This is a genomic window from Marinobacter sp. S6332 (assembly GCF_023016045.1).
Taxonomy (GTDB): Bacteria; Pseudomonadota; Gammaproteobacteria; order Pseudomonadales; family Oleiphilaceae; genus Marinobacter.
In genome coordinates this window covers 181,515-201,403 of record NZ_JALKAP010000005.1, presented here as the reverse complement: position 1 = coordinate 201,403, position 19,889 = coordinate 181,515, and the positions used below count along the sequence as shown (strand labels likewise).

Annotated in this window: 23 protein-coding genes and 1 tRNA gene; 18 read left to right on the top strand and 6 right to left on the bottom strand. The window is 50.9% G+C overall.

The annotated features are described in order from the left end of the window. Window positions 1-2 precede the first annotated feature (2 nt). The 6 genes from MWU62_RS09465 (at window position 3) to MWU62_RS09440 (ending at window position 4,949) form a co-directional block, all read left to right on the top strand. A complete protein-coding gene (locus MWU62_RS09465; RefSeq protein ID WP_247114614.1) occupies window positions 3-887 on the top strand; it encodes a DUF1365 domain-containing protein in 885 nt (294 codons plus the stop codon). Further along, window positions 875-2,149, top strand: coding sequence for a cyclopropane-fatty-acyl-phospholipid synthase family protein (locus MWU62_RS09460; RefSeq protein WP_247114613.1), 1,275 nt, complete (start codon window positions 875-877; stop codon window positions 2,147-2,149). Before MWU62_RS09465 ends, MWU62_RS09460 begins: the two co-directional genes overlap by 13 nt. Further along, complete coding sequence (locus MWU62_RS09455; protein ID WP_247114612.1) at window positions 2,146-2,664, top strand: DUF2878 domain-containing protein; 519 nt, start codon at window positions 2,146-2,148, stop codon at window positions 2,662-2,664. Before MWU62_RS09460 ends, MWU62_RS09455 begins: the two co-directional genes overlap by 4 nt. Continuing rightward, a complete protein-coding gene (locus tag MWU62_RS09450; protein WP_247114611.1) occupies window positions 2,661-3,404 on the top strand; it encodes a hypothetical protein in 744 nt (247 codons plus the stop codon). Before MWU62_RS09455 ends, MWU62_RS09450 begins: the two co-directional genes overlap by 4 nt. An 81-nt stretch (window positions 3,405-3,485) precedes the next feature. After that, window positions 3,486-4,298, top strand: coding sequence for an exodeoxyribonuclease III (gene xthA, locus MWU62_RS09445; protein WP_247114610.1), 813 nt, complete (start codon window positions 3,486-3,488; stop codon window positions 4,296-4,298). An 18-nt stretch (window positions 4,299-4,316) separates the two neighbouring features. Further along, window positions 4,317-4,949 carry a TetR/AcrR family transcriptional regulator gene (locus tag MWU62_RS09440; protein ID WP_200364684.1) on the top strand — a complete coding sequence of 211 codons (633 nt, stop codon included), beginning with the start codon at window positions 4,317-4,319 and terminating at the stop codon, window positions 4,947-4,949. 44 nt (window positions 4,950-4,993) lie between these two features. Here MWU62_RS09440 and MWU62_RS09435 read toward each other — a convergent pair whose 3' ends face one another. After that, window positions 4,994-5,410 carry a phasin family protein gene (locus MWU62_RS09435; RefSeq protein WP_200364685.1) on the bottom strand — a complete coding sequence of 139 codons (417 nt, stop codon included), beginning with the start codon at window positions 5,408-5,410 and terminating at the stop codon, window positions 4,994-4,996. 227 nt (window positions 5,411-5,637) lie between these two features. Between MWU62_RS09435 and MWU62_RS09430 the strand changes: the two genes are divergently transcribed. The 6 genes from MWU62_RS09430 to MWU62_RS09405 all read left to right on the top strand — a co-directional run bounded on the left by MWU62_RS09430 (window position 5,638) and on the right by MWU62_RS09405 (window position 10,370). Further along, window positions 5,638-5,799 carry a hypothetical protein gene (locus MWU62_RS09430; RefSeq protein WP_200364686.1) on the top strand — a complete coding sequence of 54 codons (162 nt, stop codon included), beginning with the start codon at window positions 5,638-5,640 and terminating at the stop codon, window positions 5,797-5,799. Window positions 5,800-5,815: 16 nt separating this feature from the next. After that, complete coding sequence (locus tag MWU62_RS09425) at window positions 5,816-6,253, top strand: YeeE/YedE family protein (RefSeq protein ID WP_200364687.1); 438 nt, start codon at window positions 5,816-5,818, stop codon at window positions 6,251-6,253. Window positions 6,254-6,257: 4 nt separating this feature from the next. Continuing rightward, on the top strand, window positions 6,258-6,728 hold the full coding sequence (locus MWU62_RS09420) for a YeeE/YedE family protein (RefSeq protein ID WP_200364688.1): 471 nt from the start codon (window positions 6,258-6,260) through the stop codon (window positions 6,726-6,728). An 86-nt stretch (window positions 6,729-6,814) separates the two neighbouring features. After that, window positions 6,815-7,243, top strand: coding sequence for a TIGR01244 family sulfur transferase (locus MWU62_RS09415; protein WP_247114609.1), 429 nt, complete (start codon window positions 6,815-6,817; stop codon window positions 7,241-7,243). Between the two features lie 38 nt (window positions 7,244-7,281). Beyond that, window positions 7,282-8,391: a ferrochelatase gene (hemH, locus tag MWU62_RS09410; RefSeq protein WP_247114608.1), complete on the top strand. Its 1,110-nt coding sequence runs from the start codon at window positions 7,282-7,284 to the stop codon at window positions 8,389-8,391. A gap of 71 nt (window positions 8,392-8,462) precedes the next feature. Further along, window positions 8,463-10,370 carry an acyltransferase family protein gene (locus MWU62_RS09405; RefSeq protein ID WP_247114607.1) on the top strand — a complete coding sequence of 636 codons (1,908 nt, stop codon included), beginning with the start codon at window positions 8,463-8,465 and terminating at the stop codon, window positions 10,368-10,370. Between the two features lie 8 nt (window positions 10,371-10,378). Here the strand turns inward: MWU62_RS09405 and MWU62_RS09400 are convergent, their stop codons facing one another. Together MWU62_RS09400 and MWU62_RS09395 are read right to left on the bottom strand one after the other, a co-directional pair. Beyond that, window positions 10,379-10,597, bottom strand: a complete 219-nt coding sequence (locus tag MWU62_RS09400; protein WP_247114606.1) for a hypothetical protein — start codon at window positions 10,595-10,597, stop codon at window positions 10,379-10,381. Window positions 10,598-10,780: 183 nt separating this feature from the next. Further along, window positions 10,781-10,871 (bottom strand) — tRNA-Ser (locus MWU62_RS09395). Window positions 10,872-11,128: 257 nt separating this feature from the next. Between MWU62_RS09395 and MWU62_RS09390 the strand changes: the two genes are divergently transcribed. From MWU62_RS09390 to MWU62_RS09370, 5 genes are all read left to right on the top strand, one after another. After that, a complete protein-coding gene (locus MWU62_RS09390; protein ID WP_200364697.1) occupies window positions 11,129-11,845 on the top strand; it encodes a Bax inhibitor-1/YccA family protein in 717 nt (238 codons plus the stop codon). Between the two features lie 103 nt (window positions 11,846-11,948). Beyond that, a complete protein-coding gene (gene tusD, locus MWU62_RS09385) occupies window positions 11,949-12,365 on the top strand; it encodes a sulfurtransferase complex subunit TusD (protein WP_247114708.1) in 417 nt (138 codons plus the stop codon). 2 nt (window positions 12,366-12,367) lie between these two features. After that, on the top strand, window positions 12,368-12,718 hold the full coding sequence (locus MWU62_RS09380; protein WP_247114605.1) for a DsrE family protein: 351 nt from the start codon (window positions 12,368-12,370) through the stop codon (window positions 12,716-12,718). Between the two features lie 31 nt (window positions 12,719-12,749). Beyond that, window positions 12,750-13,034 carry a sulfurtransferase complex subunit TusB gene (gene tusB / locus MWU62_RS09375; RefSeq protein WP_200364701.1) on the top strand — a complete coding sequence of 95 codons (285 nt, stop codon included), beginning with the start codon at window positions 12,750-12,752 and terminating at the stop codon, window positions 13,032-13,034. Between the two features lie 3 nt (window positions 13,035-13,037). Then, window positions 13,038-13,364 (top strand): TusE/DsrC/DsvC family sulfur relay protein, encoded by a 327-nt coding sequence (locus MWU62_RS09370; RefSeq protein WP_247114604.1) that lies wholly within the window; start codon window positions 13,038-13,040, stop codon window positions 13,362-13,364. Window positions 13,365-13,409: 45 nt separating this feature from the next. Here MWU62_RS09370 and MWU62_RS09365 read toward each other — a convergent pair whose 3' ends face one another. The 3 genes from MWU62_RS09365 to nfuA form a co-directional block, all read right to left on the bottom strand. After that, window positions 13,410-13,787, bottom strand: coding sequence for a hypothetical protein (locus MWU62_RS09365; RefSeq protein ID WP_247114603.1), 378 nt, complete (start codon window positions 13,785-13,787; stop codon window positions 13,410-13,412). Between the two features lie 33 nt (window positions 13,788-13,820). After that, a complete protein-coding gene (locus MWU62_RS09360; protein WP_247114602.1) occupies window positions 13,821-15,020 on the bottom strand; it encodes a hypothetical protein in 1,200 nt (399 codons plus the stop codon). A gap of 334 nt (window positions 15,021-15,354) precedes the next feature. Continuing rightward, window positions 15,355-15,942 carry a Fe-S biogenesis protein NfuA gene (gene nfuA / locus MWU62_RS09355; protein ID WP_247114601.1) on the bottom strand — a complete coding sequence of 196 codons (588 nt, stop codon included), beginning with the start codon at window positions 15,940-15,942 and terminating at the stop codon, window positions 15,355-15,357. Window positions 15,943-16,183: 241 nt separating this feature from the next. Between nfuA and metH the strand changes: the two genes are divergently transcribed. Continuing rightward, complete coding sequence (metH, locus tag MWU62_RS09350) at window positions 16,184-19,882, top strand: methionine synthase (RefSeq protein WP_247114600.1); 3,699 nt, start codon at window positions 16,184-16,186, stop codon at window positions 19,880-19,882. Window positions 19,883-19,889: the final 7 nt, after the last annotated feature.

Sequence of the window (19,889 nt, the reverse complement as noted above, 5' to 3'; positions counted from 1 at the left end):
TTATGGATAGCCAATGGTTACAAGGCTCCATCCGGCACCGGCGCTTGTATCCGGTTCGGCACGAGTTTGAATACCATACTGGCATGCTCGCCTTGAATACCGATGAGTGGAACCAAATAGCCAACGTAAGCCCCTTCTTTTCTCTGGAAGGCTTCAACTGGGTGTCTTTGAAGCGCAAAGACTATTTTCAGCCCGAGGCCGGTGACTTATCAGAAGCGCTTCGCGCGCATGTTGAAACCGCCACCGGCTGGCGACCTGATGGCGCTGTGGAACTCATAACCCATCCTCGTTACGCAGGATATGTTTTCAATCCTGTGAGCTTTTACTTTTGCTATCGCGCTGGCGAGAACGGTGCCAGCGGCGATGTTCCCGCTGTTATCGTGGCCCAGATTACCAATACCCCCTGGCATGAGCGTCATGTTTATTGTTTGGAAAGCACAAACAGCAAGCCCAATGCCGCTGGCTGGCGTACCGAAAAATTCGAGTTTACCAAGCGTTTTCATGTATCCCCATTCAACGCCATGGCACAGCAGTACGAATGGACGTTCAGCTTCCGTGGACCGGATTTGAGAATCCACATGAACGTGCTCGAAGAAGGAAAGAAACATTTTGATGCAACACTTGTAGTCCATAGAGCCCCTCTCACACGTAAAACTCTCCATAAAAGTCTGCGCCAGTTTCCGGTGGAGGCACTCAAGGTGGCAGCCGGTATCTACTGGCACGCCCTGAAGCTGAAACTCAAAGGTGCGCCTTTTTACACGCACCCGGACAAGCTCGCCGATAGTGATCCTGCCCACAGGCTAGGAAGCACCGATCAGGGAGCAGATGTAACCAGCACAGACGACTCAAACAAGACTCTAGGAAAGGTAAGCTCATGGAGAACCTGAATACACCTGCAAATACTGTCGCCGCCCCCCAGGCCAATATCTCAATGGTTAGCCGGGTAGCGCGCAATTTGGTGATCCAACAACTGCGGCAACTGGGAGCCGGCAGGCTCACCATTCGTGAATCCGGAATGGTGGATCTGGTGTTTGGGGATGGTAGCGATGCGCATCAACCTGCAGAGCTGATTATTCATGATCCAAGCACTTGGCGCGATTTGCTGACAGGCGGTAGCGTAGGCGCTGCCGAAGCCTATGTTGCCGGGGACTGGTCATCACCGGATCTTGTTGCGCTGCTCCGGTTCTTTACGCGTAATATTGACCGCATGAATGAGTTTGAAGACAAATTCAGTTGGGTGACCAAACCAGCGCTCAAAGGGCTGCACTGGCTTAACCGCAATACAAAAGACGGCTCGAGAAAGAACATCAGCGCCCATTACGATTTAGGAAACGACTTGTTCGAGACGTTCCTCGACCCGACCATGATGTACTCCTCCGCAATTTATCCGAGCGACGATTCCACGCTCGAGGAAGCTGCCGTTCACAAACTCGACACCATTTGCAAAAAACTGGATTTGCAGCCAAGTGACAGAGTTATAGAGATAGGAACCGGTTGGGGAGGCTTCGCTATCCATGCGGCTAAACACTATGGCTGCCATGTAACCACAACCACAATTTCCAAAGAACAACTGGAACTTGCCCAAGAGCGGGTTCGCAGTGAAGGCCTCGAAGATAAAATCACCCTACTGTTCGACGATTATCGTGACCTTGCGGGCCAGTTCGACAAACTGGTTTCCATTGAAATGATTGAAGCCGTAGGCCCTCAGTTTCTGGACAGCTATTTCAGTCAAATTAACGCGCTACTGAAGCCAGACGGAATAGCTTTGGTTCAGGCCATTAACATGCCGGAGCAGCGTTACCAGCGCGCCCTGAAAAACGTCGATTTTATCCAACGGTTTATCTTTCCCGGTAGTTTTATACCGTCATTCGGCGCCATTCTGGAATCGGTGCGCAATGAATCCAATATGGTTTTGACTCACTCGGAAGACACCGGTTTTCACTATGCGCGCACGCTCCGGCACTGGTGCGATCGGTTTATGGCCAACCGCGAAACCCTAGAGTCTATGGGCTACGATCAGGCTTTTCGCAAGCTCTGGCACTTCTACTTTGCCTACTGCGAAGCAGGCTTTAGCGAGAGAGCTATCGGTGTATCACAGTTGGTTTTCGCCAAACCCGGTAACAAACGGCGGAACATACTGAGTGTATGATCACATCAGAAACAGCTCGTAATATACTGAACTTTATACTCTTTCAGGCTGGGTGGCTTTCTTGCGTAGTCTACCCCGACCTGATTGGTCCAGCCGTCGCGCTGTCGTTTCTGGTGATCCATTTTGTACTGGTGAGCCAGAACCGCTTAACCGAGCTGCAGTTTATCGCGCTGGGAACGGTTTTAGGCTCATTGCTAGATGGTCTCTGGCTCAACACTGGCGTTCTTGATAATGGAAGCGACGCTTTGGTGATTACCCCGCTATGGCTGGTTGCTATCTGGGCGACATTCATGACCACCCTCAGTCACTCCCTAAACTGGATCAGCCGTAAGGTCTGGCTTGCGTTCGTGTTTGCCCCCATTGCGGGCCCGTTTGCCTACTGGTCGGCAAGTAGATTAGGAGCGGTTGCCCTGCCGGATCTTGCTCTCTCACTTACGGCTCTGGCTATTGGTTGGCTGCTGGTGTTTCCGTTGCTGCTGTTTACCCGAAAATCCCTGTACCCGGAGCTGTCATGACGGCCATACGCGGTGGAGTTCTATTAGTGGCAGCGTCTATGGCTGCACCGGTAGGTGCAGATTTGTTCGAATTTACCGGATCAGCCGCCAAAAACGATGGGACAGTGCTATACGAAGAGGAGCATAGAATCGAGGGCCAGTGTGAGGAAGGCGTATTCCAACCAGCAAAGCACCTCGTAACCTACCTGCCCTCTAGCGGCAGCGATCAACCATTCGCAGAAAAGTGGCTGGATTACAGCTCTTCGGTTGTTCGCCCAGCGGTGAATTTCCGTCAGCCGGATTTTAACGAGTTTCTTGAAATCACCTATCCTGCTAAAGGTATCGTGAATCTGGTGTGGCAACAGCCCGGAGGTGATACCAGTCGGTCGACCCTTGAGATTTCCAACGAATTGGTGGTTGACGCAGGCTTTGATAATTTTGTGCGCCGGAATTGGCACAAGGTTATTAACGATGAGTCTGTAAAATTTCGTTTTCTGGCGCCAACTCGAGGAACCGATTACGCGTTTGTATTGGAGCCTGCGCAAAGCCAGACCGTGAAAGCAGATCACTTAGTACAAATTCGCCCAGACAGCTTTATGCTCAAATTATTGGTGGACCCTATTGTCCTCGGCTATAGCAAAAAGGGTGTGCTCACAGTCTATTCTGGCCTCACCAATGTGCGCGAGAATGCCGATCAAAATTTCACTGCAACCATCCGCTATAATGTAACCACCTACCCGGAATGTGAACTTACCCCCTAATCTTGCACCCTTCAGGTAGGCAGTGCACAGGTCCCAATGTGTTAAACTTCTGCGGCAACCAACGCCGGAGAATGTTTAGCCATGATGTTTGTGTCTTTTAACGTCAACAGTATACGTACTCGCCTGCACCAGCTTGAGGCGCTGATCGAAAGCCATAACCCGGATTTCATCGGCCTTCAGGAGACCAAAGTACGAGACGAAGAGTTTCCGGTTGAGGCCATTCGTGAACTGGGCTATCACGTACATTTTCACGGTCAGAAAACCCACTATGGTGTTGCACTGCTCTCCCGAATGGAGCCGAATCGGGTTTTAAAGGGCTACCCCGGAGACGAAGACGACGCCCAGCGGCGAATGATTACCGGGCAGTTCACCGTCAATGGCAAAAAGCTTACGGTTCTTAACGGTTATTTTCCTCAGGGCGAGAGCCGCGACCACCCCATCAAGTTTCCAGCCAAAGAGAAATTCTACGCAGACCTCATGGCTTATTTGGATGAACTTAATGAGCGGGATGGCCACGTGGTGATTATGGGCGACATGAACATTTCCCCCACGGATAAAGACATTGGCATAGGCCCGGACAACGCCAAGCGTTGGTTACGCACCGGTAAATGTTCATTTCTTCCGGAAGAAAGGGAATGGTTAGGCCAAGTTGAGGCTCGCGGCTATACCGATGTGTTCCGCCACCTGCATCCGGATGAGGCACAAACATTCAGTTGGTTTGATTACCGCAGCAAAGGCTTTGAACGTGAGCCCAAGCGAGGCCTACGTATTGACCTCATCATGGCGAGCGATGGGCTGCTGCCTAAAGCAAAGGAAGCGGGCGTGTCTTATGATTTCCGCGCGATGGAGCGTCCATCCGATCATTGCCCGGTTTGGGCGACCTTTGAACTCTGAGATCTGATCGGGCGCCCCATGACAAAAGTAAAAACCCGGGACCGAATACTTAACACCAGCCTTTCGCTGTTCAACAGTCTGGGCGAGCCAAATGTAACAACGTTGCTGATCTCGGATGAGCTGGATATAAGCCCGGGAAACCTGTATTACCACTTTAAGAGCAAGGGTGACATTGTCGAGGAGCTGTTTTCGGCTTTTGAAACGGAAATGTTGGACTTGCTCGCGGTGCCGGATGACGTTGACATCAGTCTAGACCAACAGAGCTTTTTTCTGCATTTGCTGTTCGAGGCAGTGGCACGATACCGGTTTTTGTATCAGGACCTGGTGAACGTCTTATCCAGATACGAGCGCTTGCAACTGCGTTTCAAACGGATTTTGAAGAAGAAAACGGAGGCTTTCCGGGGTATCTGCGAAAGCCTGCGGAACCAAAACATGATGAGCGCTGATCAGGAAGAAGTAGACTCCTTGTGTGAACAATTAACCCTGACTGCGTGTTACTGGAGCGCGTACGATACGCTTTCCCACCTTGACGACAGGGAGTCTGTCGATCCTGGACGTGGTGTTTATCAGATGATGAATCTTATGCTGCCCTATTTCGCGCCGGACGTTCAAGAGCACGCAAAACTGATTAGCCGGGACTATTTGCTGTAGTACACCTCTTAGCCCCTCTCTCAGTCCCTTAGGCCCCCAAGCGCTTACTCTTCTTCATCTCTACTGCTGTTATCCCTGAGCGCCGAAAGTTCTGCTTCCAATGCATTTATTCTTTGCTCAAGCGCTTCGATGTCTTCCCGGCGATGAATGCCTAGGCGACGTAACGCGCCGGACACCCGCTCATCAAATAGGTGCTCAAGCCTGTCCCAGGTGCCGGTTGCCCGCTCACGAACACCCTCGACCCGATCTTCCACGGAGCGTATCTGCTTCTCTACCACTCCCCGAGTTTTATTCTCCAGTTGTTCACCTTCCTGAACCAAGCGATCAAAAAACCGACCTGTATCCTCTTCCGCTTTCGTGTAAGCGCCAAGGCCAGCAAGCCAAATCTGTCGGGCAGAGCCTTTTATCTTTGCTGCCAACTGCGGATCGTTTTCGGGTTTCTTGTCGTTCTCATTAGACATGCAACAACCTCGGGAAGAAAAGTGCGCTTAAAGCCTATTGTATTACAGCTAAAGCGCAATTTCAGTCGGCTTGAAAGCCGCATAACAACAGGCCTCAGTATAAAGGCGAAATTTATATGCGAAAATGTTCCCAAAGCGAATAGCTGCAAGCTTGAAGTGTACGAATTTTAGACAATACTTATTCATACCGGAGTCCCTGTTGACACCGGTTTGTCTGGAAGCCTTTCATGGATAAAACTCGCACGCCTCTGCCCGGCATTCACGCCGGGCTTTTTTTTGTTATTATTGCCTGCACTTATATGCTTATTCCAAAAACAACTTTGGAGTTCGCAGAACTAGACGCTTTTGTATCGCAAAAAGCAATTCGAATACCTTACCTTACCGGCTAACTGGAGGAATGATTGAATGATTGATATTGCCTGGAGTAGTTTTACTCCCTGGTCAGCACTCATCGGTGGCGTGCTTGTAGGTCTCGCGGCTGCGAGCTTTCTTTTGCTGAATGGCAGGATAGCCGGAATAAGCGGCATTTTAGGCGGCCTGCTAACGCCGACTGTCGGCGACATCAGCTGGCGCATTGCTTTTTTGGCCGGGCTCATCGGCGCGCCAGCTCTTTGGGCCTTGGTGGCTCAATTGCCGCCCATTGAAATCAATGCGGGATACCCCGTTCTCATTTTGGCTGGCCTTATTGTAGGCGTTGGCACTCGCTACGGCTCAGGCTGTACCAGCGGGCATGGCGTTTGCGGGCTGTCACGACTCTCTCCCCGGTCTTTAGTAGCAACCCTTAGTTTTATGTTTGCCGGGTTTGCCACCGTGTTTGTTATCCGCCATCTGCTGGGAGTGTAACTCTATGAAATCTGCTATCGCCGCACTATTTTCTGGCTTGCTGTTTGGCTTCGGCCTACTGGTTTCCGGCATGGCGAATCCGGAAAAGGTCTTGGGCTTTCTCGATATTGCCGGGCTCTGGGACCCGTCCCTTGCTTTCGTGATGGGTGGCGCCATCCTTGTTGGCCTTGTGGCATTCGCCATCGCCCGTAAAAGAACCCTCTCCTTCCTCGGCTTCAGCATGAAAGTGCCCGGCCAGTCCCACGTAGATAAACGCTTGATCATTGGTGGTTTATTATTTGGTGTGGGCTGGGGTATTGCCGGCATTTGCCCCGGACCCGGGCTGGTAGGTTTGGGCGCAGGCGAACTCAAATCCGCTGTTTTCGTGGCCTCCATGATCGTCGGCATGGGCGTGTTCGAACTGATAGAGCGTAGCCGGGCTGGCGCAAACCCAACCCGGTCCGGAAGCGGCTGGAGTGCGACCACTCAGGAGTGAGCGGATTAGCTGTGTATCCTTCTGACAGACGCCATCAGCTATGAGATGATGGCGTCGTTTTTTTACTGAATCCGGAGACGAACCCCATGGATATCCGAAAAATAGATGACTCAATTTCCGTCGCTCCCCAGATCACCTACACAGATGTAGCTGAGGCCGCTAAACTCGGCTTCAAAACACTGGTAGCCAACCGCCCGGACCAAGAAGAGTTTGGCCAGCCCCCTATGGCGGATATTGAAGCGGCCGCTATTGAGAACGGCATGGCGTGGGTTTATATGCCCGTTGAATCGGGAAACATAGCAGACGCAGACGTTGAGCGCTTCGGAGCAATGATCCGCGAGTCAGAAAAGCCCGTATTGGCCTTTTGCAGAAGCGGAACTCGTTGTACAGTCCTTTGGGCGCTAAACGCAGCCCGCACCACTCCGGCGGAGGAAATTTTCACCAAGGCCCGCAGTGCTGGCTACGACATCAGCGGCCTTGCTCCGCGCATGGCCCAGCAAGCAAATAATCAGTAATTTGTTTCTTACGATCAACGCTCAGGATCCACCTTCACATGCAATACAAAGGTTCAGAGAACTTCCGGCATAATCAGCCGGAACGGCTTGGTGTACTGGTAACCAACCTAGGCACTCCAGATGCACCCACCCCTTCAGCTTTACGGCGTTATTTGGGGGAGTTTCTCTCCGATCCCAGAGTTGTTGAGCTGCCTCGCCCTTTGTGGTGGCTGATATTGCACGGAATCATCTTGCGAATCCGCCCCAAACGCAGCGCTGCAGCCTATGCCAGCGTTTGGCAGCCTGAAGGCTCGCCGCTGCTAATCCACACAGCCAAGCAGGCTGAAGGCATACAGAAAGCTCTAAAGAAGAAGTACGGCACTGACGTGGTTGTAGGTTTTGCCATGCGCTACGGCAACCCCTCTATTCCGAGGGTGCTTGATGAAATGCAACAACAAGGTGTGCGAAAACTGGTAGTGCTGCCGCTCTACCCACAGTATTCCGCCTCAACATCCGCGTCTACTTTTGACGCGATCGCGAAAGACTTTTCGAAGCGCCGCTGGCTGCCGGATCTGCGTTTTATCTCCCACTATCCGGATTATCCGCCCTACATAGAGGCAATGGCCCGTCACATTGAAAATCACTGGGCTGATAATGGGCGCAATCAAAAGTTGGTGCTTTCCTATCACGGCGTTCCACTGAAGTACCTCACCAAGGGGGACCCCTACCATTGTGAGTGTCACAAGACTTCAAGACTACTGGCAGAGCGTCTGGGGCTGGCAAAAGATGACTACATAACGACCTTCCAGTCTCGTTTTGGCAAAGAAGAGTGGCTCAAACCATATACTGACGAAACGCTAAAGTCGCTGCCCGGGCAGGGAGTTAAATCCATTGATGTGTTTTGCCCAGGGTTTTCATCTGACTGTCTGGAAACCATTGAAGAGATTGATGAAGAGAACCGCGAATACTTCATGGCGTCTGGTGGCGAAGGTTTCAATTACATAACTGCCTTGAATGCGACCCCGGGCCACATTGATGCGTTGGTACAGTTAATCGAGGACAACCTACAAGGCTGGCAGCCTCCAAACAACCAACCTGAAACTTTGGCCGCTCGCCAAACATGTGCAGACGAGCAAAAACAAGCCATCTACCCCGGCCGCGACCTCTAGTGCAATTAGGCTCACCAAAGAGTGAAAAAGGATCTCAGGCTTAATAAGCATCTTGATTCAGGGTTTTTATATTGAAGTATCGCGCCGAAATAGACGGTTTAAGAGCTCTTGCCGTTGTGCCAGTAATTCTATTCCATGCAGGGTTCGATCTGTTCAGTGGTGGGTTTGTTGGTGTAGACGTATTTTTTGTCATCAGTGGCTACTTGATCACCACAATACTTATTTCTGATATTGAAAAAAATAAGTTCAGTTTGATTAACTTTTACGAGAGGCGGGCAAGGCGTATCTTGCCCGCCCTATTCTTCGTTATGTTAGCTTGCGTGCCATTCGCTTGGTTTTTGATGGTCCCAAGCCAGATGGAGGACTTCTCTCAAAGCCTTATCGCAGTGAGCTTGTTTGCGTCGAATTTTCTTTTTTGGAGCGAAAGCGATTATTTTGCACCGGCGGCAGAAGAGAAACCTCTGCTACACACTTGGAGCCTGGCAGTTGAAGAGCAGTATTACTTCCTCTTCCCGATCTTCTTACTGCTTACCTGGCGTTATGGAAAAAACCGCGTATTTTGGCTGATTGCGCTCCTCTCTTTAGCCAGTCTCGCCCTTAGTGAATGGAGTTGGCGGAACAGCCCTGTAGCAAATTTTTATTTAGCACCAACCCGTGTATGGGAACTTCTAGCAGGCTCTATGTCTGCGTTTATCGTTCAGAAAGCTGGCATAAATAAAAATAACACACTGTCTCTTATTGGTTTGTTCGCTATTTTGCTGACTATCTTTTTATACGATAAAAACACGCCCTTCCCTAGCCTATATGCCCTACCAACGGTTGTAGGCGTTGTACTCATCATTTTGTTCGCAGACAAACACACGGCGGTCGCAAAGCTCTTAAGCACTCGCGTGATCGTCGGGATTGGATTGATCAGTTACAGCGCCTATTTGTGGCACCAGCCGCTATTCGCGTTCGCAAGGATACACGCTCAGGAGTCCCCAAGCCCAACCTATATGCTGATACTTTCGGCCGTATCTATGGGTTTGGCGGTGCTAAGCTGGAAGTTCATTGAAACACCTTTTCGAGACCGGGCTTTAGTCTCGAAAAAAATGGTTCTTTACATAACACCCGTTTTTCTATTCTTTCCGCTCTCCTTGGGTCTGGTCGGCCACGCCAACAACGGATTCGAAGGCAGCTTGCTAAATGCCAATCAACGGGGTTTGCTGGACACGGCGATTAATAGTCCAAAGCGCGATGATTGCCATGCCAGTAAACGAGACTATTTTGGCTATGACGACGCCTGTGAGTATTTTGAGGGTGAACTCAAGGTCGCTGTTTTTGGCGATAGCCACACTGTCGAGCTCGCTTATGCGCTGGCCAAAGAATTGGCGCCGACCCAACGACGTTTAAAGCACTTATCCTTCTCTAATTGCATTCCGAGCTACGGGATCCTGATTGAAGGATACGACGACTGCTCTAACTGGACCAACGACGTGATAAGCCGCGTGATCAACGAAGGTTCAATAGAAACCGTTGTCGTATCCTATCGAATAAATGAAGCTCTTTTTGGCGGGCACGAAGCAACCTTTCCTACACTGCCGAGCAATCGCTCAAAACAAGATATGGATAAGATTTGGCGGGCATATGTTGAAATTCTGAACGCGCTTGACGAAAACGGTAAGAACGTCATTCTTGTTATGCAGGCTCCGGAATTGAAAGAGCCCATAGAGAGGCTGATCAAAAGAGATCAGGTTTCAAATGGTGATATTTCTGGCATCTCAAAGGAGTGGTGGCTTAACAGAAACCAATTTGTTCGTTCACGGATCTCAGAAATATCTAAATCAATAGCGATCGTTGATCCGACTCAACTGTTTTGTGATGAAACCCAGTGCTTTGCAGCGAAGAACGGCGTTGCCTACTATTTCGACGACGACCACATGTCTATCGCTGGCGCGACAGTCGTCGCAAAGAGAGTTGTAGAAAAAATGGGCGATTAGTGGCGAAATTACTCGCCCTTCTTCTCTGTTTGCTCCCGCCCCTCATCAGAAGGATCCGGCATGGCTTCACAGAAAGCGCACTCATCAACACTCACATTGGCACCGCCTGCCTCCACGTAACGGACCCGGTGGTTCGCTTTGCCACGGTTAGTGGACACCGCAAATTTTCGATCACGGCGATCATCTAAGTCGGTTTTAATGTCGTTGCCTGCCTGTTTCTCGGACATACTCATCCTCCAGCTACCTCGATATTAGGAACTATGGCGGGTTATAAGTCCGAAGTGGGGGCGACTAAGACAGATTTAAAGGCCACAGAATACACAAGGCTAGAGCGATACGTGACTTAAAAGAATTTTTTTGACTACAGAGATATTCAGGAAGGATAAAACTAATAACTTCTTTGGAAAAAATGGCGGTGGGCCAGGGATTCGAACCCCGGGTACGCTACTAACGTACGGCGGTTTTCAAGACCGCTGCATTAAGCCACTCTGCCAGCCCACCGGTTTTCCATTGCTGCCAAACGACAGCGGTGTGCATGATACCGGAATTGCCTGTGCTGTCAACGCCCTGGGCTAAACTCCGTGTAAATTTGAACATTAACTGTCTTTAATGGAATCTGGCGACCACTTTCGTGTCGTAAATGATTGAAAGTTGAGAATTCGACATTACTATAGTGTGCAATACTAAGTGATTGGCGTTTAGCAGGCTTTGGGCCTGCTGCCCGTAACCAGTCAAGCTGCTTTAAATCGGAGAACAGAATGCAAAACAGACAGTTTAATGCTCAGCAGAACCGCAACGGCATGATTGCCCGTGGGTCCGCTACCGCGCCAATCAGTGCTTCGGCGACCAAGGTTTTGCGCAATACTTACACCCTGCTTGCGATGACACTGGTTTTCAGTGCAATTATGGCAAGCGTTTCTATGTCTATTGGTCTGAGCCAAGGCGCAAGCCTTATGTGCAGTTTGGGTGCCCTTGCTCTGATCTGGTTTGTATTGCCACGAACCGCCAACAGCTCAGCTGGCATTGCAGTAGTCTTTGCGTTTACCGGTCTATTGGGTCTTTCCCTTGGCCCAATTCTGTTTCACTACCTGCAATTCCCTAATGGCAGCCAAATCATCATGCAAGCTCTGGGCGGAACCGGCCTAGTGTTTTTTGCACTGTCTGGCTATGTGCTGACCACCAAGAAAGACTTCAGCTTCATGCGGGGCATGCTCGTTGCTGGTCTAGTTGTGGTGCTGGTCGCAGCAGTGGGCGCCATGGTTGCGTCGATGTTCGGTGTTGAAGTTACAGCCTTCAGTCTGGCTCTGAGCGCAGCCATTGTATTCCTAATGTCAGGCTTCATCCTGTATGACACCAGCCGTATCGTTAACGGCGGTGAAACCAACTACATCATGGCGACTACTGGCTTGTACCTGAATATCTACAACCTGTTTGTAAGCCTGCTGCATCTTATTGGCGCCTTCTCCAGCGACTAACGTTTGGAGCGCACAGCGCAGATAAGTGTTTACGCAAACCCCGGCCTTTGCCGGGGTTTTTGCTATTGGTACACTGGTTACATTTCCGGCGAGAATCGCATCCATGGCTGCTAACCCCATACACAGTTATACCTTGGTCATCACTGGCGCGCCCTACTCTACGCAGGCTCCGCAAACGGCCTTATCGTTCGCTCGCGCCGCCATTGCAGCAGGCCACACGGTGGACCGGGTCTTCCTCTATGGTGACGGCGTTCACCTTGCGTCGTCCCTCTGCGCACCTCCGTCGGATGAAACCCATTGGCCTACCGAATGGTCGATATTTCTCACAGACAATGGCATACCCGGAGTCGCTTGCATTGCATCTGCATTGAGGCGCGGGCTGGTAAACGAATCAGAACGCAAGCGTTATGAGTTATCCGCTAGCAACCTTCTGAAGCCATTCATAATTGCCGGGCTTGGCGAGTGGGTTGAGGGCAACATGGCCTCGTCTCGAACGCTCTACTTCCACGCAGGAGGCTGAATATGGGCACATTGATGGTTATTGATCAACCGCCCTATGGAATCTGGGCCGGCCGTGAAGCGCTGGATATGGCGTTTTCTCTTGCGGCGTTTGACCAACCGGTATCCATACTGTTTACCGGTGCTGGCGTTAATTGGCTGCGAACCTATCAAGACACAAGAGAAATCAATCAAAAATCCGTAGAAAAAAATCTTTCAGCGGCGCCGATTTTCGGTGTCGAAGCAATGTACGCATGCGCGCGCGCCTGCACCCAATACGGACTCGGGCCTGAAAACATGGTGGATGGTGTCGTGCTAGCTGAAAACAGCTCTGAGTTAATACGCCAACACTCCCACACGGCCTTTGCAGGCTAATTAATACCCGAACATGGCAGAGCCGAGCGTTATGACTGACATTCACACTCTTCACATTCTCAACAAAACACCCGAACACCCACGTTCGAAGGCATGCCGGGATGCGTTACGGCCCGGAGACGCTTTGCTTCTCATCGAAAGCGCCGTGCTCGCCCTTGCGGCCCAGAGTGGTCCAGAATCAGATGTACCCGTTTACGCTCTAGCATCGGATATCGTTGCTCGCGGGCTTGGGCAATGCGCTCGAGAGGCTTCTCTCGTCGACTTTCCAGCCATGGTTGATCTTACGACCCGGGCTCAAAACGTAATAAGCTGGTAACCCATGAAAAAGCTTGCAATACCTGCCAGAAATAACGAAGGATTTCTCGAAAACGCCAATGACTGGACACCCGAGATTGCCACACTCATTGCCTCTGATGACAGCATAGAGCTAGACGAAAAACACTGGGAAATCATCGAGTTTTTGCGGTTATTTTATAAAGAACATGAAATGTCGCCGCCCTCAAACAGACTGTTTGTAAAGTCGGTAAAAGAGGCTTTAGGCGACGAAAGGGGCAACAGCATTTATCTTATGCAGCTGTTTCCGGGCACCCCCGCAAAAACTGCATGCCGAATAGCTGGCCTACCCCGGCCGACAAACTGCTTGTAAAGATTTCATCTTTTTAGAATGGGCTGCTAATCAGCACCCACACAGTTACTTCGGCATTACCTCTTCACCGTTCGCGGTTGACCCACGCTCTTGCTGTCTGCGCCGTTCCAGATCGGCAGCACTGCCAAGCAAGCTACTAAGCCCATTCTCGAAGATACCCGATCCAAATTTGAGGAATTGCCGGGTAGATTCTTTCACTGTGCCGTCCCAGGCGTTTTCTGGTAACTCTCGCAAGGTATCTGCAACGCCTGCTTTTACGCCGCGCGCCACCCGAGGCTCGATCTCTTCGGAGACAGCGACCAGCTCCGCTACTTTCCGATCTAGATATGGCCGAATAACGAGCGCCCAGAAACCCGTCAAAACCGCCAATACAGCAGCAGCCGTAACAATAAACTGCAAAACAAGCAGTGCCCAAGCTGGCATAGACGCACCCTCCTTCTTGTAAATATGGAGCAGCTAAAACGAAAGATACGTTAGAGCAAAAACCTGAATAGCTCCCGCCATCGCCCCGAATAAGCCACCTACAAACATGAGCTGTATTTCCTCCTCCCGAAATGCGGGGCGGAGTATGTCCTGAAACTCTTCGGGCTGTAGCGCTTTCATTTGCCCAGCCAACACATTAGCAACAACTGGCGCTCGCTCCTTGTTAAAGGAAGGGTCGCTGAATACATCTTGAGTTGCCAGAAGTGCCTGTTGATTCATGGCTTTCTTCAGTTCGGTGTAGCCACTCATCCCTACGGTTACCTGAGCGCTGAGCTTCACCAACAAAGAGTTATCTAGCAAGGGTCTCAGGTGTTTTTGTATGATCGCTCGAGTTCGATCCCCTCGGCCGCCGTTTATCATAGCATCCGCCACTTTCTCCACGGTGATCAACTCTTCTGCCACCAATTTTGCCCAGATTTCGCTGATTTCCGGCTGGCGGCGCAAAAACAACCCCTGAACTTTCCAGAATAAGACTCGGCGGGGCTTCAGCGGTGCAAAAATCAGATTTATCGCAAGCCAATTGGTAACAAAACCGATGACGAAGCCGCCAATCGGCAAGACCCAAGGCATAGGATAAACCGTCCAGGCTGGCGCAAGGGCACATCCGAGAATTCCGCCGATGATTGCTCCGCGATTAATAACGGACCTAAGTTCAACAGAGCCCGCTTGCTTGAATATACGATTCATAAGATCGGGGTGTTGTTGCAACTCTCGGCTTAGTAGTGCTTTCAGATCAACCAGTTCGTCAAGGTCATCACCAAAATCATCAACCAGACCCTCAACCCGAGCAGGCAGTTGCTCCCTCGCCCACTGATAGATTCGCCTGCGTAAAAATAAGGGCAGATTATCCCAAAGTACCGGCTGGATTTCGTACATCACCTCATCAATGTATTCGTCCAATCGAGGCGTCACCTGAGAAATGACCTGCTCAACGATGCGCTGGGGCTCAAGCTTTTGGTAAACGGCATTTAGGTCACCGAAGTGACGGAGCGTTCGGTCGATGCAGATATGGGCCATTTTTTCCGATTTACGGGGGATCACCCCTTGCCAACCAACAGCACCAATGCCGATGAACTGAACCGGGTAGAAAGACATCTGTATAGCCAGCCAGTTGGTAAACCAACCCACAACAGCTGCCATAATGGGCACGGAAAAAAGTGCAACGTCGAACAAGTGAAACCCCGGCCTTTACAAATACAGGCAATTAACCTGCAGGTTATTGTTAACGGTAAATCGGCGGGGAGCAACTACCGCCTTTGGCTGAATGACAAATCATGCGGCGTTCAAGGGTGCGTGGCATTGGCCGAATAGCCATTGAGCATTAGCAAGTGCTGCAGACCGTTATCTCGTGCGGCATCACAGATAGGATTAGGGAGGGGTTTTAGGTGTATGTGAGCAATAATGAACCGAATGAACCCGAGATATCCGCCAAAGTTAAAGCGGTTACCTCGGGCATTAAGCATTAAGACCAGCCTAGTAGCAATAGCCCTGAATAGGCTACTAGACATCACTGGTAGTAAGCGTTCTCAGTTTTGGTGTGGTCTGTGACATCACGAACCGCCGTGATTTCCGGCACCCTGTCTTTAAGTGTGGTTTCCACACCCTGCTTAAGAGTAAGGCTAACAGCTGAACAGCCCTGACAGCCGCCACCAAAGCGAAGTACAGCAACCGACTCGTCAACGATCTCTACCAGTGACACATCGCCACCATGAGCGGCTAGATTCGGGTTAATTTCCGAAGCCAGCACGTAGTTCACCCGGTCGGGCAAAGGCGCGTTTTCGTCTACGCTCGGTACTTTTGCGTTCGGTGCTTTGATGGTCAGCTGGCCGCCCATTTGATCCTTGGAGTAGTCCACGTAGGCTTCTTCAAGGAAAGGTACGGAGTTGTGATCCAAATACAGCGTGAACTTTTGGAGGTCCACCTGCTCATCCGTGGGCACAATCTCATTAGGCGGGCAGTAAGCCAAGCAGGTTTCAGCATTTTTGGTGCCCGGCTGGGTTACGAAAATTCGCACTCCCATGCCTTCCACATCCTGCTTTTCGATAAGTTGTGCAAGATAATCCCGTGCGGGATCTGTCACAGTAACCAATGCCATGTTTTCAACCCGTTGGTAAGTTTGACTTCATTTTAAGGGAGTTTGTGGCAACATGAAAGACCAAGTAATTTAGTTGGTCTTTCACAGACTAGTGATTTTCACCTACTATAAGCTGGGCTCACGAACTTGACCCAAGTAAAGAATTGCTGGGCACGCACTACGACTGGCCCTCGCATTTTTGCTATGATCCCGCGCCATTGAACCTAATACGCCGTTAATGACGACATCCGGAATACTGACTATGACCGATCGCAACACTCGCCTGAAACAACTTCACAAAGCCCTGCAAGAGCGCATTGTGATACTCGATGGCGGCATGGGAACCATGATCCAGAACCTGCAACTGGACGAACAAGCGTTCCGGGGCGATCGGTTCGCCAATTACGACCGTGAGGTAAAAGGTAATAACGACCTTCTTAACATCACCCAGCCTTCCCTGCTGCGAAACATACACGCGGACTACTTGGACGCTGGTGCGGATATTATCGAAACCAATACCTTTAACTCAACTCGCGTGTCCCAGTCGGACTACGGTCTTGAGGAAATTTCCAAAGAGCTAAACGTGGCCGCCGCAAAGCTGGCAAGACAGGTTGCGGATGAATATACCGCTAAAACCCCCTCCAAGCCGAGGTTTGTAGCAGGCGCTGTTGGTCCCACTTCGCGAACGGCGTCGCTATCACCGGATGTGAACAACCCCGGTTATCGCAACACAGATTTCCAAAGTCTGGTAGACAACTACTATGAATCGGTAGAGGGTCTGGTGGAAGGCGGTTGCGATATTATCCTCATCGAAACCATTTTCGATACGCTTAACGCAAAGGCCTGCATTTACGCTACCCAGCAGTACTTCGAAGACAGCGGTATCGAGCTGCCCATCATGATTTCGGGCACCATAACCGACGCCTCTGGCCGCACACTGTCGGGCCAAACCACCGAAGCTTTCTGGAACTCCGTAGCTCACTCACGGCCAATTTCGGTTGGGCTTAACTGCGCTCTGGGGGCAGACGCTCTTCGCCCCTATGTGGAAGAGCTGTCAGGCAAAGCTGAAACCTACGTAAGTGCCCACCCTAATGCTGGCCTACCTAACGAGTTTGGCGAATACGACCAAACACCCGAAGAAATGGCCGAAATCATTGAAGGTTTCGCGCGTGACGGATTTCTTAACATTATAGGTGGCTGCTGTGGTTCCCGTCCGGAGCATATCGAAGCCATAGCCAAAGCCGTATCAAAGTACCCTCCCCGCAAAATTCCAGAACGCCCGAAAGCCCTGCGGCTTTCAGGTTTGGAGCCTTTTACCGGTGATGAAAACACCCTATTTATCAACGTTGGTGAGCGCACCAACGTAACCGGCTCCAAGCGATTCCTCCGCCTCATTAAAGAGGAACAGTACGAAGAAGCATTAAGCGTTGCGCGGGATCAGGTCGAAAACGGCGCTCAGATTATTGATATCAACATGGATGAAGGCATGTTGGATTCCAAGGAGGTAATGGTCACCTTCTTGAATCTGGTCGCATCGGAGCCGGATATCTCCCGTGTGCCGATCATGCTCGACTCGTCCAAGTGGGAAGTCATCGAAGCAGGGCTGCGATGCATCCAAGGCAAAGCGGTAGTTAACTCTATCAGCCTGAAAGAAGGCGAAGAGGAGTTCATCAAGCGCGCACGCGACTGCATGAGATACGGCGCTGCTGTCGTGGTCATGGCCTTTGACGAGGATGGTCAAGCAGACACATTTGAACGTAAGACAGAAATTTGTAAACGCTCCTATGATGTTCTGGTTAGCATAGGCTTCAACCCGGGTGACATTATTTTCGACCCGAACGTGTTTGCCATCGCAACCGGCATCGAAGAACACAACAACTACGCGGTAGATTACATTAACGCCTGTCGCTGGATACGCGAACACCTACCTCACGCATCCATCTCAGGTGGCGTGAGCAACGTATCCTTCTCCTTTCGCGGCAATGATGTGGTTCGCGAAGCCATCCATTCGGTGTTTTTGTACCACGCAATTAAAGCTGGCATGAACATGGGCATCGTAAACCCTGGCCAACTGGTTATTTACGATGAGATTGAACCAGAACTGAAAGAACTGGTTGAAGATGTTGTGTTAAACCGCCGCGACGACGCTACGGACCGATTGCTGGAAATTGCTGAGCGCTACAAAGGCAAAGGCGGCAAAACCCAGGAAGAAGATCTCGCCTGGCGCGAGTGGCCTGTCATCAAGCGGTTAGAGCACTCGCTTGTGAAAGGCATCACCAACTTTATTATTGAAGACACAGAAGAGTGCCGTCAGCAGGCCGAGCGTCCGATTCATGTTATTGAAGGTCCTTTGATGGACGGCATGAACGTTGTGGGCGACCTGTTTGGCGACGGCAAAATGTTCCTCCCTCAGGTGGTTAAAAGCGCGCGAGTGATGAAGCAGGCCGTGGCCCACCTGATTCCTTATATAGAAGCAGAAAAATCCGAAGACCAGCAAGCCAAAGGTAAAATCCTGATGGCCACGGTTAAGGGTGATGTGCACGACATAGGTAAAAATATCGTAGGCGTGGTACTGCAGTGCAACAACTATGAAGTGATCGATCTTGGGGTCATGGTACCCAGCGATAAAATTCTCGCTGCAGCCAAGGAACATAACGTAGACATCATAGGCCTGAGCGGTCTAATTACACCGTCATTGGACGAAATGGTGCATGTTGCCCGCGAAATGCAACGCTTGGACTTCCACCTGCCGTTAATGATTGGTGGCGCAACTACCTCCAAGGCACATACCGCCGTTAAAATTGAGCCCCATTACAAGAACGACATTGCACTGTATGTTTCAGATGCATCCCGGTGTGTGAATGTGGCCTCGCAACTGCTGAGCAAAACCGCCAAGGCAAAGCTGGTGAGCGACGCGCGCGAGGAATACGATATGATTCGGGAGCGCCGCAAACAGCGTGGTGATCGCACCAAGCTTGTCAGCTTAAAAGAGGCACGCGCCCGGGCGCCGGAAATCAACTTTGAAAACTACGTACCACCCAAGCCCACGTTTACAGGCACCCGATTATTTGAAGAATACGATTTGAGTGAGCTGGAGCCCTACATCGATTGGACGCCGTTCTTTATCTCATGGGATATTGCAGGCAAATACCCACAGGTGTTTGATGACCCCAAACGTGGCGAGGCAGCCCGCAATCTATTTGATGACGCCCAGATTATTCTTCGCAAAATGATTGATGAGAAGCGTGTAACTGCTTCTGGCGTAATAGGTTTCTGGCCCGCACATCGCCGGGGTGACGATATAGTCGTCTACAAAGACGAAAGCCGCAGCGAAGAGCTAACCACCCTGCACCATTTGCGCCAGCAGGACGACAAGGCTCCAAACAAGTCGATGATGGCGCTCTCGGACTTTGTAGCGGAAGAAAGCTCGGAACACTGTGACTATATCGGCGGCTTCGCCGTAACCACCGGTATTGGCGCGGAAGAAATGTCGATGGAATACAAAAACGCCAACGACGACTACAACGCGATTATGGTTAAAGCGCTAGCCGACCGTTTGGCAGAAGCTTTTGCAGAGCGCATGCACGAGCGGGTTCGGAAAGAGTTCTGGGCATATAACAGCGATGAGCAGCTGGCAAACGAAGATCTGATTAAAGAGCGGTACCACGGAATTCGCCCGGCTCCGGGCTACCCGGCCTGCCCGGACCACACTGAAAAAGCGACCCTGTTTACGCTCCTCGATGCCACCGCACAAACAGGCATCGAAATTACAGAGAGCTTTGCAATGTTCCCGACTGCCGCGGTTTCCGGTTGGTACTTCTCCCACCCTGAGTCGAAGTTTTTCTCAGTCGGTAAAATTGGCGTTGATCAGGTTGAGGACTATGCTGAGCGTAAAGGTCTTTCCAAAGCGGAAGCAGAACGTTGGCTGGCGCCAAGCCTTGCCTACGATCCTGCGGAGTAAAGACAAG